Source organism: Tepidimonas sp. HKU78, assembly GCF_049860815.1.
Lineage (GTDB): Bacteria > Pseudomonadota > Gammaproteobacteria > Burkholderiales > Burkholderiaceae_C > Tepidimonas.
The window spans coordinates 1,048,990-1,063,157 of sequence record NZ_CP187547.1 but is presented as its reverse complement, the minus strand read 5'-3'; the positions used below and the strand labels follow the sequence as shown (position 1 = coordinate 1,063,157).

General features: G+C 65.3%; 13 protein-coding genes. 7 read left to right on the top strand and 6 right to left on the bottom strand.

Translation table 11 applies throughout. The features are described from left to right. Window positions 1-244: 244 nt before the first annotated feature. Window positions 245-1,831 (bottom strand): AmpG family muropeptide MFS transporter, encoded by a 1,587-nt coding sequence (locus ACPYIS_RS05185; RefSeq protein ID WP_424859843.1) that lies wholly within the window; start codon window positions 1,829-1,831, stop codon window positions 245-247. A 112-nt stretch (window positions 1,832-1,943) separates the two neighbouring features. On the opposite strand from ACPYIS_RS05185, the gene ACPYIS_RS05180 reads away from it, so the two are divergent. Continuing rightward, a complete protein-coding gene (locus ACPYIS_RS05180) occupies window positions 1,944-2,786 on the top strand; it encodes a M48 family metallopeptidase (RefSeq protein ID WP_424859844.1) in 843 nt (280 codons plus the stop codon). A gap of 22 nt (window positions 2,787-2,808) precedes the next feature. Here the strand turns inward: ACPYIS_RS05180 and ACPYIS_RS05175 are convergent, their stop codons facing one another. Beyond that, entirely contained in the window at window positions 2,809-3,447 is a 639-nt protein-coding gene (locus tag ACPYIS_RS05175) for an MBL fold metallo-hydrolase (protein WP_424859845.1), read from the bottom strand. A 50-nt stretch (window positions 3,448-3,497) separates the two neighbouring features. Between ACPYIS_RS05175 and ACPYIS_RS05170 the strand changes: the two genes are divergently transcribed. Further along, window positions 3,498-4,277, top strand: a complete 780-nt coding sequence (locus ACPYIS_RS05170) for an SDR family oxidoreductase (protein ID WP_424859846.1) — start codon at window positions 3,498-3,500, stop codon at window positions 4,275-4,277. Window positions 4,278-4,286: 9 nt separating this feature from the next. Here ACPYIS_RS05170 and ACPYIS_RS05165 read toward each other — a convergent pair whose 3' ends face one another. Then, window positions 4,287-4,769 carry an Lrp/AsnC family transcriptional regulator gene (locus ACPYIS_RS05165; RefSeq protein ID WP_424859847.1) on the bottom strand — a complete coding sequence of 161 codons (483 nt, stop codon included), beginning with the start codon at window positions 4,767-4,769 and terminating at the stop codon, window positions 4,287-4,289. Window positions 4,770-4,978: 209 nt separating this feature from the next. Between ACPYIS_RS05165 and hppD the strand changes: the two genes are divergently transcribed. The 4 genes from hppD to ACPYIS_RS05145 all read left to right on the top strand — a co-directional run bounded on the left by hppD (window position 4,979) and on the right by ACPYIS_RS05145 (window position 8,775). Next, the gene (gene hppD / locus ACPYIS_RS05160; protein ID WP_424894991.1) at window positions 4,979-6,082 is read left to right on the top strand and encodes a 4-hydroxyphenylpyruvate dioxygenase; all 1,104 of its coding nucleotides are present in this window, start codon (window positions 4,979-4,981) and stop codon (window positions 6,080-6,082) included. 22 nt (window positions 6,083-6,104) lie between these two features. Next, entirely contained in the window at window positions 6,105-6,422 is a 318-nt protein-coding gene (locus tag ACPYIS_RS05155; protein ID WP_144326637.1) for a 4a-hydroxytetrahydrobiopterin dehydratase, read from the top strand. Further along, on the top strand, window positions 6,406-7,305 hold the full coding sequence (gene phhA, locus ACPYIS_RS05150) for a phenylalanine 4-monooxygenase (protein ID WP_424894990.1): 900 nt from the start codon (window positions 6,406-6,408) through the stop codon (window positions 7,303-7,305). Before ACPYIS_RS05155 ends, phhA begins: the two co-directional genes overlap by 17 nt. Before the next feature lie 276 nt (window positions 7,306-7,581). Continuing rightward, a complete protein-coding gene (locus ACPYIS_RS05145; protein WP_425973949.1) occupies window positions 7,582-8,775 on the top strand; it encodes a porin in 1,194 nt (397 codons plus the stop codon). Window positions 8,776-8,967: 192 nt separating this feature from the next. Here the strand turns inward: ACPYIS_RS05145 and ltrA are convergent, their stop codons facing one another. From ltrA to ACPYIS_RS05130, 3 genes are all read right to left on the bottom strand, one after another. Further along, complete coding sequence (gene ltrA, locus ACPYIS_RS05140; RefSeq protein WP_424859842.1) at window positions 8,968-10,332, bottom strand: group II intron reverse transcriptase/maturase; 1,365 nt, start codon at window positions 10,330-10,332, stop codon at window positions 8,968-8,970. A 432-nt stretch (window positions 10,333-10,764) separates the two neighbouring features. Next, a complete protein-coding gene (locus ACPYIS_RS05135) occupies window positions 10,765-11,715 on the bottom strand; it encodes a porin (protein ID WP_424859852.1) in 951 nt (316 codons plus the stop codon). A gap of 211 nt (window positions 11,716-11,926) precedes the next feature. After that, entirely contained in the window at window positions 11,927-12,721 is a 795-nt protein-coding gene (locus ACPYIS_RS05130) for an exodeoxyribonuclease III (RefSeq protein ID WP_424859853.1), read from the bottom strand. Between the two features lie 82 nt (window positions 12,722-12,803). Between ACPYIS_RS05130 and ACPYIS_RS05125 the strand changes: the two genes are divergently transcribed. After that, entirely contained in the window at window positions 12,804-14,075 is a 1,272-nt protein-coding gene (locus ACPYIS_RS05125; protein WP_425973947.1) for an AAA family ATPase, read from the top strand. The last annotated feature ends 93 nt before the right edge of the window (window positions 14,076-14,168 follow it).

Sequence of the window (14,168 nt, the reverse complement as noted above, 5' to 3'; positions counted from 1 at the left end):
CTCGGTGGTGCACCGTGGCGGCAAAGTCCATCAGGACGTCGTTGGGACTGGCACTCGCCGCCACCCGACACCCCAGGCAAACGCGTCGTTTACGCTGGTGACGGGGCCGGCACGACCGCGGTGTAAACCGCGGCCATGCCGAGCCACCGACGCCCCTCTTGTGAGCTTCGTTTTAGGGGCCTTTGTGGACACGTGACAGCGAACGTTTGGCATTATCTGCCAAAAATGGCATTTACCGGCTCCCCTATTTGGGGGAGGCCGAGGCCAGATGCGCCTGCTCGCGCTGCGCCACGCGGCGCGCGATCCCGCTCACCAGCGCCAGCACCGGCAGCCCCAGCGCCGCGGTCAGCACGAAAAAGCCCGGGTAGCCCAGCGCGTCCACCATGGCGCCCGAGTAGCCGCCCAGCGCCTTGGGCAGCAGCGTCATGAGCGAGCTGAAGATGGCGTACTGCACCGCCGTAAAGCGCACCTGCGTCAGGCTGGACAAAAAGGCCACGAACGCCGCACTGGCAAAACCCGCCGCCAGGTTGTCCGCCGCCACCACGGCGTACAGCAGCGGCCGCTGTGGCCCAGCCAACGCCAGCGCCACGAACGCCAGATTGGTCAGCGCCGACAGCAACGCCCCCCACCACAACGCGCGCAGCACCCCCAGCCGCAGCGCCAGTAACCCGCCCAAAAAACCGCCGGCGATGCTCACCACTACCCCGAACGTCTTGACCGCGGTGGCGATGTCCGGCTTGGAAAAGCCCAGGTCTTGATAAAACACGTTGGAGATGACCCCCAGCACGATGTCCGAGATACGGTACAAACCGATCAAGGCGAGCAGCAACGCTGCATCGACCCAGCCATGGCGCTCGAAAAACGCCTGCACCGGCTCGACCCAAGTCTGGCGCGCCGCGGCGCGGCTGGCCAGCCCAGCACGCACCAGCACCGCCCCCGCGCCGAAGGCCGCCGCCAGCGCCAGCGCCAGGCGCAGCCCCTCCAACGCGAGCGCGGCCAGCGGCCCCGGGGCCGCCCACCCCCACGCCGCCCACACGTGGCCCACACCCCAAAACACCGCCACGAACGCCGCGACCGCGCAGGCAAACACCCCCAGCAGCCAGGCGTGCTCGCCCGCCGGGGCGCTCGCCACGGCTGCCGACGCACGCGGCTCCGGCACCAGCAGCGTGGTGACCAGCCCCGTGGCCATGGCGAGCGCCGCCACCCCATAGGCGGCCGACCAGGCACCGTAGTCGTAGGCGCCCTTGGCAGACCCCCACGCCGCGGCCAAAAACAGCACGCCCGCCCCCGCCACCACCATGCCGATGCGGTAGCCCGCGATGTACGCCGACGACAGCACGCCCTGTTGCTCGGCAGCCGCGATTTCGATGCGGTAAGCGTCGATGACGATGTCCTGCGTCGCCGACATGAAGCCAAGCAGCACGGCAAACCCTGCCATGCGCGCCAACGCCGCTGGCCCCGCGGCCGGGTCGGTGGCCGCCATGCCCAGAATGGCCACCACCACCCCCAACTGTGCGGCCAGCAGCCACGCGCGGCGCCGCCCGAGTCGTGCCGACAGCCCCGGCAGCGGCAGCCGATCCACCAGCGGCGCCCAGATGAATTTGAACGAATACGCCAGCGCCGCCCAACTGAAAAACGTCACCGCGCGCCGCTCCACCCCGGCCTCGCCCAGCCACAGCGACAGCGACGAAAAAATCAGCAACAGCGGCAACCCCGCCGAAAAGCCCAGCGCCACCATGGCGGCGACGCGCCAGTCCCACAATACGCGCCACCACGCAGGAGCGGAACGTGGCGCTTCGGGACGTGGTGACGCAGCGGGGGGCGTGGGCATGGACGGGACAGTGATGGATGGCAACGAGGGGCGTGGAGAGCAGCGATGCAACCGTTACCGATGACACAAACCGCTTACACCGCCCCCTTGCGATTGTGCCTATGATGGCACCATGTGCTGGATGTGCAACGCCCGGATTCCATTGGCCGCACGCCGCGGCTTTCTGCGTGCTGCCGCCGCTGCGGCCGGCGCCACCGCCCTGGCTCCCGCATGGGGACAAGTGCAAGTGGGGCCACCGTCCAAGCTGCGCTCGCTCGTGCCCGCGCAACAGCTCGAGGCAGCGGCCGCGCAGCAGTACGCACAAATGTTGGCGCAAGCCCGCGCCCAGGGGGCGCTCGCGCCGGACGACCACCCCCAACTGCGGCGGCTGCGCGCCATTGCGCGCCAGCTCATTCCGCACGCGCTGCCCTGGAACGAGCGCGCGCGCCAATGGCGCTGGGAGGTCAACCTCATCGGCAGCCGCCAGATCAATGCTTTTTGCATGCCGGGCGGCAAGATCGCGTTTTTCACCGGTATCCTGGACCAGCTACGCCTGGCGGACGACGAGGCGGCCATGGTCATGGGGCACGAAATGGCGCACGCTCTGCGCGAACACGCGCGCGAGCGCATCGCCAAAACGCAGGCCACCGGCCTGGGCCTGTCGCTGGGCGCGCAGTTACTGGGCTTGGGCGACCTGGGCCGGCTGGCGGCCGACTTGGGCACGCAGTTGCTGAGCCTGAAGTTCAGCCGCGAAGACGAGGTCGAAGCCGACCTGGTCGGGCTGGAGCTGGCCGCGCGCGGCGCCTACGACCCGCGCGCCAGCGTCACGCTGTGGCAAAAGATGGCCGCCGCCTCGGGCAACAACGGACTGGAGTTTCTGTCCACCCACCCCAGCGGACCCAACCGCATCCGCGAGCTGGAGGCCAACATCCCCAAGGTCGAGGCCCTGTACGAACAAGCGCGCCGCGCCGGTTGACGCTGCGCTGCCCCGCGCCGGCTCACGTGCCGCCCACGAACGGATTCGTACGCCGCTCGCGGCCGAACGTACTCTCCGGCCCGTGGCCCGGGATGAACACCGTGTCGTCCCCCATGGGCCACAGCCGCTGCGTGATGCTGTCGATCAGCTGCTGGTAGTCGCCCCCAGGGAAGTCGGTGCGGCCGATGCTGCCCGCAAACAGCACGTCCCCCACGAAAGCACGCCGCGCCTCGGGCGAATGAAACACCACGTGCCCCGGCGTGTGCCCCGGGCAGTGCCGCACCTGCAGCGTGCATTCGCCCACCGTCACCGTGTCGCCATCGAACAGCCAGCGCGTGGGCGTGAACGCGCGCGCCGGCGGGAAACCAAACATCTGGCTTTGCTGCGGCAGCCCGTCGATCCAGAACTGATCCCCCGGATGCGGGCCGACGATGGGTACGCCCAGCCGCTCGGCCAATTCACCCGCACCGCCCGCATGGTCGATGTGCGCATGGGTCAGCCAAATCTGGCGCAGATCCAACCCCAGTCGTTCGGCGGTGGCGAGCACCGTGTCCAGGTCGCCGCCGGGGTCGATGACGGCGGCCTGCCGCGTGGCGTCGCACCACACGAGCGAACAGTTTTGGGCAAAGGGCGTAACGGGTATCGTCTGGTAGCGCAGCATGGTGGCGTCATTGTGCCCGCATGCGCGCCCGTGTGCGCGACAATCGCTCCATGAACACGGGTCTTTCCCCTCAGGGCATCGCCCTCGTCACCGGCGCAGGTAGCGGCATCGGCCGCGCTTGCGCCATCGCACTGTTGCATGACGGCTGGACCGTCTGGCTCGTGGGCCGGCGCGTGCCCGCCCTGCACGAGACCGCGGTACTCGCCGACGCGACCCAGCCGGGCTCGCTCGCGCGGGCCCACGCGCACGCGGCCGACGTCGGCGACCCCGCTCAGGTACAGGCCGTCTTCGACGCCGTGCGCGCTGCCCATGGACGATTGGACCTGTTGTTCAACAACGCCGGCATCTTCACACCCACCGCCACGCCCGACGCGGTGGCGCTGGAGGACTGGCAGCGCGCCGTGCGCACCAACCTCGATGGCATGTTCTACTGTCTGCGCGCGGCCTTCGCCCTCATGCGCGAACAACGCCCACAGGGCGGGCGCATCATCAACAACGGCTCCATCTCGGCCCACACGCCGCGCCCGGGCTCCATCGCCTACACCGCCACCAAGCACGCCATCACCGGCTTGACCAAAGCCGCCGCACTCGACGGCCGCGCCTTTCACATCGCCGTGGGCCAGATCGACATCGGCAATGTGGCCAGCGACATGACCGAGGCCATGGCTGCCGGCGTGCTGCAGGCCGACGGCAGCATCCGCCCCGAGGCGCGCATGGACATGGACGCGGTGGTTCAAACCTTCATGACCATGGCGCGCCTGCCGCTGCAAGCCAACGTGCTGTTCACCACCGTGCTGGCCACGCAGATGCCCTTCGTCGGCCGCGGCTAGCCTGGGGGGCTAGTCCAGCGGCAGCGCGCTGGTGCACTTGATCTCGTCCAGGCACACGCTGGAGCGCACCCCATTGACCCCGGGCAGCTGCGCCAGCGTGCCCAGCAAAAAATCCGACAAGCTTTTGAGGTCACGCGCCACCACCTTGAGCACGTAGTCGAAGTCGCCGGTGACGGCATAGCACTCCTGCACCTGTGTCATGGCGCGCACCCGCTCGCGAAACTTCTCCACTTCGCGGATGTGGCCACGCTCCATGGTCACGTGCACGAAAGCCGTCACCCCCAGCCCCAGTCGCGGCGCGTCCAGCCGCGCCTCGTAGCGGCGAATCAGGCCCAGCTCTTCCAGCCGGCGGTGGCGCCGGTTGCACTGCGCCGGCGACAGGTGCACCGCCTCGGCCAGCGCCTGGTTGGTAATGCGCCCGTCCTCTTGCAGACGGGTCAACATGCGACGGTCTACTGCATCGAGCACAGCGGGCGGTACGGCTGCGGACATGACGGACTCCAGACGAACGGTTGCGCCGGGGCACGGCGCGCACCAGCACCGCAGGCAAAGCGCGGCTGGGCGTAATTTTCTCTCGTTAATTACGATAAACGCACAAGAATCTTACAAATCTTCGGGTTTTTCCGGCAGCACGATGCAAACCCATTGCGCCATTGCAGGCATATGCTCTACCCCATGATCATTGCTATTGGAGTGTTGCCATGACCACCCCGTTCGACAACCCCATGGGCTTGTGCGGCTTCGAATTCGTCGAATTCGCCTCGCCCCGCCCCAACGTGCTCGAACCGCTGTTTCAAGCCCTGGGCTTCACCCTCGTGGCGCGCCACCGCTCCAAAGACGTCGAGCTCTGGCGCCAGGGCGGCATCAACTTCATCCTCAACCGCGAGCCCAAAAGCCTGGCGTACTACTTCGCGCAGGAACACGGCCCCAGCGCCTGTGGCTTGGCCTTCCGCGTGAAGGACGCCCACAAGGCCTACTACCGCGCGCTGGAGCTGGGCGCGCAACCCATCGACATCCCCACCGGCCCGATGGAGCTGCGCCTGCCGGCGATCAAAGGCATTGGCGGCGCGCCGCTGTACCTGATCGACCGCTACGAGGACGGCAAGAGCATCTACGACATCGACTTCGAGTTCCTGCCCGGCTTCGAGGACCCGGCCAGCCGCCACCCCGTGGGGCATGGGTTCAAAATCATCGACCACCTCACGCACAACGTCTACCGCGGGCGCATGGCCTACTGGGCACAGTTTTACGAGCGCCTGTTCAACTTCCGCGAGATCCGCTACTTCGACATCCAGGGTGAGTACACGGGCCTCAAGAGCCGCGCAATGACCGCGCCCGACGGCCTCATCCGCATTCCGCTCAATGAGGAAGGCGGCTCCGGTGGCAACGGCCAGATCGAAGAATTCCTGATGCAGTTCAACGGCGAGGGCATCCAGCACATCGCCCTGCTGACGGACGACCTGCTGGCCAGCGTGGACGCCCTGCAGATGGCCGGCGTGCCGCTGATGAGCGCGCCCAACGACATTTACTACGACATGTTGGAAGAACGCCTGCCGGGCCACGGCGAGCCGGTGGCCGAGCTGCAGGCCCGCGGCATTCTGCTGGACGGCTCCACCGCGGGTGGTGACAAGCGCCTGCTGCTGCAGATCTTCAGCCAGCCGCTGCTCGGGCCGGTGTTCTTCGAATTCATCCAGCGCAAGAACGACGAGGGCTTTGGCGAAGGCAACTTCAAGGCCCTTTTCGAAAGCCTGGAACGCGACCAGATCCGACGCGGCACGCTCAAGGTCGAGACCGCCGCAGCCTGATCCCCACAGAAGGAAAACCACCATGACCAAGCTCGAAGGCCCCGCCCTGCAAGCCGCTCTCGCCCAATTGCCCGCCTGGACGTTCGACGCCGAACGGCACGCCATCCGCCGGACGCTGCGCTTTGCGGACTTCAACGCGGCCTTCGGCTTCATGACACGCGCCGCCCTGGAGGCCGAGCGCCGCGACCACCATCCGGAGTGGTTCAACGTCTACAACCGGGTGGACATCCTGTTTTCCACGCACGATGCCGGGGGGCTGACCGAGCGCGACATCGCGTTTGCGCACTGGGTCGATGCCACCGCCCCGGCCATGGGGGCGATCGATGAGCGCAACCGCTGACACCGTCCTGCACGGCCTGGCCGCCGGCGAGGCCGGCCGCCCGGACAGCCCGGACTGGACCATCCCGCAAAACTGGTCCGCCTACACCCCGCAGGAACACGCCACCTGGGCCACGCTGTACCGACGCCAGATGGCGCTGCTGCCCGGCCGGGCGTGCGACGCCTTCGTCGACGGCATGCGCCGCCTGCCCATCGAGCCCGACCGCATCCCGGACTTCGAGCGCCTGTCCGAGGTGCTGATGCGCCACACCGGCTGGCAGGTGGTCGCCGTGCCGGGGCTGGTGCCGGACGACGTCTTTTTCGAGCACCTGGCCCACCGGCGCTTTCCCGCCGGGCAGTTCATCCGCCGCGCCGACCAGTTGGACTATCTCCAGGAGCCCGACGTCTTCCACGACGTGTTTGGCCATGTGCCGATGCTGATGCACCCGGTCATGGCCGACTTCATCCAGGCCTACGGGCACGGCGGCCTGCGTGCGCAGCGCCTGGGTGCGCTGGACATGCTGGCCCGCGTGTACTGGTACACGGTGGAGTTTGGCCTGGTGCGAGAAAGCGGCGCGCTGCGCATCTACGGCGCAGGCATCGTGTCGTCTGCGTCCGAGAGCCGCTTTTGCCTGGAATCCCCCTCGCCCCACCGCCTGGGCTTCGATCTGGCGCGGGTGATGCGCACCCGCTACCGCATCGACGACTTTCAGCAGACCTACTTTGTGCTCGACCACCTGGACGACCTGCTGCGGCTGGCCGAGATCGACTTCGCCCCGCTGTACGAACAAGTGAGCCGTTTGGACACTCTGAGCGCCGACGCGGTGCTGCCGCAGGATACGGTGATTACGCGGGGCGACGGGCGCTACCACCGACAGCGCGCGCTTGAGCTTCAGGATCGCTGATTCACAACTCTCGGGGCGCTCGCCGAGGCCGAGCCAGCAACAGCCACGCCAAAACCACGGACCGCGGAAAAGCCTTGGTAACCTGTGCGCCGCGCTGGCAACCAAGGGAAAACCCCTGTGGCGAAAATCACGAATTTTTTCTAACGATCGTTCGCTTCTAGGGCGCCATTGACTACCATAACGTTGCAGTATGCCGACCGGGCTGCAGTATGCCGACCGGGCCATACCGCCCCATCGTTTTTCGCGCACAACTTCAATCCAAGAGGAGTCTGTCGTATGCAAAAGAAAATTGTGGCTGCCCTGGCGCTGTGCGGCGCGGGCGTGGCAATGGCCCAGTCCGCCGGTACCAGCAAGGTGGAGCTGTGGGGTATCGTGGATGCCGCCGTGCGCCACACCAACAACGAAGGTGCCGGCAAGGATGGCCTGACGAGGATGATCGGTGGCGGCATGTCGCAAAGCCGCTGGGGTATCAATGTGGAGGAGGACCTGGGTAGCGGGTCCAAGGCCCTGGTGGTGCTGGAAAACCGTCTCAATGCCGATGACGGCAGTGTTTCCACCCCCTTCTTCCAACTGTCCTATCTGGGTCTGCAAGGCCCTTATGGCCGCCTGACTGCCGGACGTCAGTGGAACGTCCTGTTCGACGTGGTGACCAGCACCTACGCTTCGTTCCCGTACTCCCCCTACATGGAAGCCTACAAGCCTGAGTTGGGAATGGCCATGGGCGCGCGTACCAGCAACATGCTGAAGTACACCTTCGCAACGCCGGACCGCAGCTTCGTAGGCTCGCTGCAATATTCGTTTGACGAGAACAACGACACCAAGGCATTGGAAGCTGGCCTGCCTGCCTCGCAGGCGCAAGTGCCTGCCTTCGTTGCAGGCACCCTGGGTGGTGGCGCCTGGAAGACGGTTGGCGGCTACCTGCGCTACTCCGCGAGCGGGTTTGCCGTCGGCGGCGGCTACATGCGCACGACGCTGCCAGGCGGCACCGACGTAGACGCCTGGACTCTGGGCGGTTCGTACCGCACGGGTCCGTGGTACTTCAGTACAGGCTATGGCCTGAACAAGGCGAAATACGCTAAGGTGACCAACCCGATCCAGGGTTTCCGTAATACCGTCGACGGACGGATTCTGGGGCAATTCTGGGCCGGCCAGACCAATGGCGGCTTCCAGCCGGGCGACGCCAACAAGCGCCAGCTGTTCAAGGTGGGCGTGGGCTATCAGCTGACTCCTCAGCTCAACCTGGGCGCGCACTACTTCCGCGGTAAGCAGTCGGGCTCGGCCACGGGTGCTTCCAACGGCAACGCCAACTTCTACGTGGCCGTGGTGGACTATGCCTTCAGCAAGCGCACCGATGCCTACTTCGGCGTGGACCACACCAGCATCAGCGGCGGCAGCGCGGTCGTGCTGGATGCGGCGAGCGGTGCACGCAGCCGTACCGGCATCACCGTGGGTGTCCGCCATCGCTTCTAACGCGTATTGAGTGGACAGGGGAAGGGTCCTTGTGGGCCCGCCACGATTTCAAACAACCTCCTTCGGGAGGTTGTTTTTTATGTGCGCCCGTGCCGGGCGCACATCGAGATAGGGGCGGTCAGGATACCTGACCGGGCCCCTCCCACACCACCCGGCATGCGGGTCCGCACCGGGCGGTTCGAGAAGTTGAGGTCATGAGAGACGGGGAACGCCAAGTTTGTCGAAGTAGGCAATGGTCAGCACCCGGTTGAGCTCGCCCGCGCTATTCCGCCACCAGCAGCGGGAATTGCCTGCCACCCGCTTTGCCACGTGTTCGGACGCGCCTAGGTTGAGCAGTTCCCGGTAGATCGTGCTACCCCGCTTCCAGTGCTTGAGGTGGATCGCCCGTAGTCGGTGGCGCAGCCATTCGTCCAGCGATCGCCAGACGCCCGGTGTTTGCGCCAGCCCAAAGTAGGCTTTCCATCCCAACAGATAAGGTTTCAGTCGCTCAATGACCTCCGCCATGCTGCGTCCGCCTGAGCGCCGGGTCAGTTGCCTCACCCGCTGCTTGAACGTCGCCATCGGCTTGTCGGCCACCCTGCGCTTGACGCCCTCCTTGCCAAACCAGAAGCTGTAGCCCAAGAACTTCCTTCCCTTGACGCTGGCCACCGCACTCTTGGCTTCATTGATCTTGAGCCTCAGCTTGCCGTAACACTTGCGCAGCAGCGCCATGACCCGTTCGCCAGCTTTCCGACTACGGACATAGACGTTGCAGTCGTCGGCATAGCGCGCAAAGCAGTGGCCGTGCTTCTCCAGTACCTTATCCACTTCGTCCAGCATCACATTCGCCAGCAGCGGCGACAGCGGCCCACCTTGCGGCGTGCCTTGATACCGCTCAAACACTACGCCATCGCTCATGATGCCGCTGTTCAGGTACGCCCGTATCAGCCGAATGATTCCAGCATCGTCGATGCGTTTGCGTAGGCGGTCGATGAGGATGTCGTGGTTGACTCGATCAAAGAATTTCTCCAGATCGACATCAACCACGATCTTCCGTCCGGACTGGATGTAGCCCTGCGCCGCCAGTATCGCGTCGTGGGCTCGTCGGCCCGGCCGGAAGCCGTAGCTGCACTCGCTGAATGTCGGGTCAAGTAGCGGTTGCAGCACTTGCAGCAGTGCTTGCTGGATCAGCCGATCCGTGACCGTCGGAATGCCGAGCTCGCGCTCGCCACCGTCCGGCTTCGGGATCGTTACCCGTCGTACCGGACTGGGCCGGTACCTCCCCTGCAGCAGTTGTTCCCGAATCAATGGCCACGCCGTCACCAGATGGCGGGCGGTCTGGTCAATGTCCAGCCCATCCACGCCGGCTGCGCCTTTGTTGGCTTTGACTCTCTTCCATGCTCGCCGCAGGTTCTCTCTCGCCAGAACCGCTTGCAGCAGTCCCGGCCCTGTGCTCTCGGTGTCCCGTCGCGGGCCGGCCGCTTCGTCGCTGACAGGTTCCCGCCCGGCTTCACCGTGCGCTACCCCCGCCCGCTCTGCTTGCGCAGACTTCTGACGCCTTGCTTCCAGCATCGACATGGTCTCAAGCACTCCTTCTCGTTCGGCCCTTCGCCCACGACTGGCAGCTACTATGGCCTCTGCTGACTTCTCGCTCCGTGTCACCACGTCGCCCTTTCAGGCATAAGGCGAGATCTCCCCGGGTAAGAACGCACTCCTTCACTGCACAACCGCCGGATTTACGCCGCTTCGCCTTGATCACGAGAGCTTCGCGGATTCATGCCCGCTCGCCCTGCTCGGCAGCGCCTTCTATCCGGTTCTTGTCCATCGGCTCGCAGTTTCGCTCCACGCTTCCTCCCCACACTCGGTCGCCCTCATGCAGTTGCGCTTCGCTTCGTTCGCTGTGATCAACTTACGGTGGGACTTTCACCCACAAGAGTGCGCCCGTGCCGGGCGCACACAAAAAACCCGCTGCCGAAGCAGCGGGTTTCTCAGCCGTCAGACGACCGTCGATCAGAAGTTGTGGCGGATGCCCAGACCGAAGCCGTTGACATTCTTGCCGACAGTGGCAGCATTGAACGCACCGTTCTTCTTCTTGCCGTCCTGCAGGTAAGCGGCGTAAGCGAAGGTGCGCTTGGACAGCGGGTACTTGGCTTCCAGCAGGAAGTCGGTGTCGTCGGCGTTCGTATCACGCGCGAATTCCGCCAACAGCGACACGGTGCCGAGCTTGACGGTACCGCCAATCACAAAGCCCTTCGCAACACCCGCTGGATCGGCCCACGCACCGGCCAGCTTGAAGCCGCCGAAGTCGTAGCTGGCGCCGAGGTGCTTGTTGCTGCCCGGCACGTTGGATTGTTTGTTATAGTCGAACGCCACCGACAGCGGGCCTTGCGCATAGCGCAACGACAGATCGTTGATCGCGCCCACACCGGCGTCACCCTTGAGCACATGACCGAACTGCACGGTCAGCCCGCTGAACGACGGCGAGGTGTACATGATCATGTCGCTGTAGCGAAAGCCGCGCACCGCAGCGCCGAACTGACTAAAGCCGGCCAAGTAGTTGGCATAGCCGGTCAGTGCCCAAGCCTCAGCGGTGTAGTACGCCGGGTTCAGACGACGACCCAGGCTCAGCTCGCCGAAGCCACCTGCCAGGGTCATGTAGGCAGCGCGCGAGAAGTAGTTGCCACCGCCACCGCTTTGGCCCGTCTTACCGTCGTCGAGCGACAGACCCGCTTCAAAGTTGAAGCCCGCCTTCAGGCCGCCACCCAGATCTTCCGTACCACGGATGCCCCAACGGGAGTTGCCGTTGTTCATCGTGGCCGAGCTGTTCAGTTGCAGCTTGCTGCCCGGGGCATTGGTGTCTTGCAAACCGATATCCGCCACACCATACAGGGTGACCGACGACTGGGCGAAGGCGGCTCCGGCAGCGGCCAAGGTAGCCAGGGCAATGAGGGTCTTTTTCATCGAAATCTCTCCAAGAGTTGTCCAGGGTTTGGAACAGGGGCCGGGGCAGACCCGACCGGCCTCCGTGGGGAAGCTGCCCCGTATTGCACCAGAAGTGGGCCAACGTGGGGATAGGTAAGCCCCGAAAAAGGGGCAAAACGTTGCAACCACGCAACACTCGACCCCAAACGCACACCCAAGGACCGCACCAGGCAAGCCCCAAGCCGCCCGCTCACCACAGCGGCCCCTCGTACCCCACCGTCAACGGTGCATGGTCGCTGAAGCGCTGCGCCTTATACACCTGCGCGCTGCGCGCGCGCTCGGCCAGCGCCGGCGTGGCCAACTGGTAGTCGATGCGCCAGCCCACGTTGTTGGCCCAGGCCTGGCCGCGGTGGCTCCACCAGGTGTAGCCCTCGCCTTCGGCGTCGGGGTACAGGCGGCGGTACACGTCCACCCAGGCGCCGCTGCCCAGTAGCCCGGTCATCCAAGCGCGCTCCTCGGGCAAAAAGCCGCTGTTTTTTTGGTTGCTGCGCCAGTTTTTCAAGTCGCGCTCGGTGTGGGCGATGTTGATGTCGCCGCACACCAGCGCCTCGCGCCCTTGCGCCAGGCGCGCCAGCACCGGCGCCACCTGGTCCAGAAAGCGAAATTTGGCTTGCTGCCGCTCCTCGCCCGACGAGCCACTGGGGAAATAGACGCTGACCACGCTCAGCCGCCGCGCGGGGGTGTCGAAGCGCAGCTCGATCCAGCGCCCTTCGTCGTCGAACTCTGGCACGCCGATGCCGGTGATGACGTCGCTGGGCTCGTGCCGGGTGTAGATGCCCACACCCGAGTAGCCCTTTCTCTTGGCGAAATGAAAATACCCGCGCAACCCCGCCAGGGTGTCATAACGACCCGCCATGTCGGCGGCCTGTGCCTTGAGTTCTTGCACGCACAGCAAGTCGGGGGCGGTGGCGGCGACCCAGTCGGGCAGGCCCTTGGCCACGGCCGAGCGGATGCCGTTGAGGTTGAGGGTGGTGATGCGCCACATAGGGCGCCTATCATGCCTGAACGCGGGTGGGCGGCTCGGGCAGGTGGGTGCTGCACGGCCTTTGCGCCCCATAATCAGCGCCATGAAGCGCAAGAAGCTGCCCATCGGCATCCAGACCTTCCGCGACATCCGCGAAGGGGGCTACTACTACGTCGACAAGACCGCGTTTGCGCACCGGCTGGCCACCACAGGCAAGTACTACTTCCTCTCGCGCCCGCGGCGCTTCGGCAAATCGCTCTTTTTGGACACGCTCGCCGAACTCTTCGCCGGCAACGAGCCGCTCTTTCGCGGGCTGTACTGCCACGACAAGTGGGATTGGGGGAAGAAACATCCCGTCATTCGGATCAGCTTCGGCGGGGGGAGGGTACAGAGTCGGGCAGAACTCGATCAGCGCATCCGTTGGAACCTGGAGCAAAACCGCGAACGGCTGGGCATCACATGCCCCAATGTGGACGACATCGCCGGCTGCTTTGCCAACCTCATCCAGGCCGGGGAAAAGCGGTTTGGCCAGCGCGCCGTCGTTTTGGTCGATGAATACGACAAACCCATCCTGGACAACCTAACCGAGCCGGAGGTGGCGCGCGCCATGCGCGAGGGCTTGCGCAACCTGTACTCCGTCATCAAGGATCAGGACGCCCACATCCGGTTCGCGTTTCTGACCGGGGTTTCCAAGTTCAGCAAGGTCTCGATCTTCTCGGGGCTCAACAACCTGCGCGACATCACCGTCTCGGCGGAATACTCGGCCATCTGTGGCTATACGGAAGCGGATGTCGATACCGTCTTCGCGCCGGAACTGGAAGGACTCGACCGCCAGGCGATCCGCGACTGGTACAACGGCTACAACTGGTTGGGGGATTCGGTCTACAACCCCTTCGATCTGTTGCTGCTTTTTCAGGAACGTGTCTTTCGCCCCTACTGGTTCGAGACGGGCACGCCGACGTTCCTCATCGACGTGTTGACGCAGCGCGGCTGCTTCACCCCGGAGCTGGCGTCGCTGCGGGCGGATGACGAGCTGCTCAACAGCTTCGATGTCGAGGGCATGACCACCGAGGCGCTGCTGTGGCAGACCGGCTATCTGACGTTTCGCAGCCAGCGCCGCATCGGTGCGCGCATCGAATACACCTTGGGCTACCCCAACCTGGAGGTCGAAAGCGCCCTCAACGACGCGCTGGTCAAGGCGCTGGTGGGTGCGCCGTCGGCGGCGGGACGGGCGATCAGTCGGCTCTACGACGTGCTGCACGCGGGTGACCTATCGGGCCTCAGAACCCCGATGGCCACCCCAAAATGCTCCACTTATGGCCGGTCAAACTGCTCCAGGCAGGACAGCTGGATTATGACGGTTCAGGGCTGTTGACGATGCGAGCGGCGGCCTCCTTGAGGCGGTAACTGTAGGGTTCCGGACGATTGCATAGATCCTTCGCGTCGTGCACTCTTCGTTAGTCGCGCA

Excerpts from the sequence above, each read along its gene's own strand:
- ACPYIS_RS05130 (WP_424859853.1), bottom strand. The coding sequence starts at position 12,721 with ATGTGGCGCATCACCACCCTCAACCTCAACGGCATCCGCTCGGCCGTG.
- hppD (WP_424894991.1), top strand. The coding sequence starts at position 4,979 with ATGACCACCCCGTTCGACAACCCCATGGGCTTGTGCGGCTTCGAATTC.
- phhA (WP_424894990.1), top strand. The coding sequence starts at position 6,406 with ATGAGCGCAACCGCTGACACCGTCCTGCACGGCCTGGCCGCCGGCGAG.
- ltrA (WP_424859842.1), bottom strand. The coding sequence starts at position 10,332 with ATGTCGATGCTGGAAGCAAGGCGTCAGAAGTCTGCGCAAGCAGAGCGG.
- ACPYIS_RS05125 (WP_425973947.1), top strand. The coding sequence starts at position 12,804 with ATGAAGCGCAAGAAGCTGCCCATCGGCATCCAGACCTTCCGCGACATC.
- ACPYIS_RS05145 (WP_425973949.1), top strand. The coding sequence starts at position 7,582 with ATGCAAAAGAAAATTGTGGCTGCCCTGGCGCTGTGCGGCGCGGGCGTG.
- ACPYIS_RS05175 (WP_424859845.1), bottom strand. The coding sequence starts at position 3,447 with ATGCTGCGCTACCAGACGATACCCGTTACGCCCTTTGCCCAAAACTGT.
- ACPYIS_RS05185 (WP_424859843.1), bottom strand. The coding sequence starts at position 1,831 with ATGCCCACGCCCCCCGCTGCGTCACCACGTCCCGAAGCGCCACGTTCC.
- ACPYIS_RS05165 (WP_424859847.1), bottom strand. The coding sequence starts at position 4,769 with ATGTCCGCAGCCGTACCGCCCGCTGTGCTCGATGCAGTAGACCGTCGC.
- ACPYIS_RS05135 (WP_424859852.1), bottom strand. The coding sequence starts at position 11,715 with ATGAAAAAGACCCTCATTGCCCTGGCTACCTTGGCCGCTGCCGGAGCC.
- ACPYIS_RS05170 (WP_424859846.1), top strand. The coding sequence starts at position 3,498 with ATGAACACGGGTCTTTCCCCTCAGGGCATCGCCCTCGTCACCGGCGCA.
- ACPYIS_RS05155 (WP_144326637.1), top strand. The coding sequence starts at position 6,105 with ATGACCAAGCTCGAAGGCCCCGCCCTGCAAGCCGCTCTCGCCCAATTG.
- ACPYIS_RS05180 (WP_424859844.1), top strand. The coding sequence starts at position 1,944 with ATGTGCTGGATGTGCAACGCCCGGATTCCATTGGCCGCACGCCGCGGC.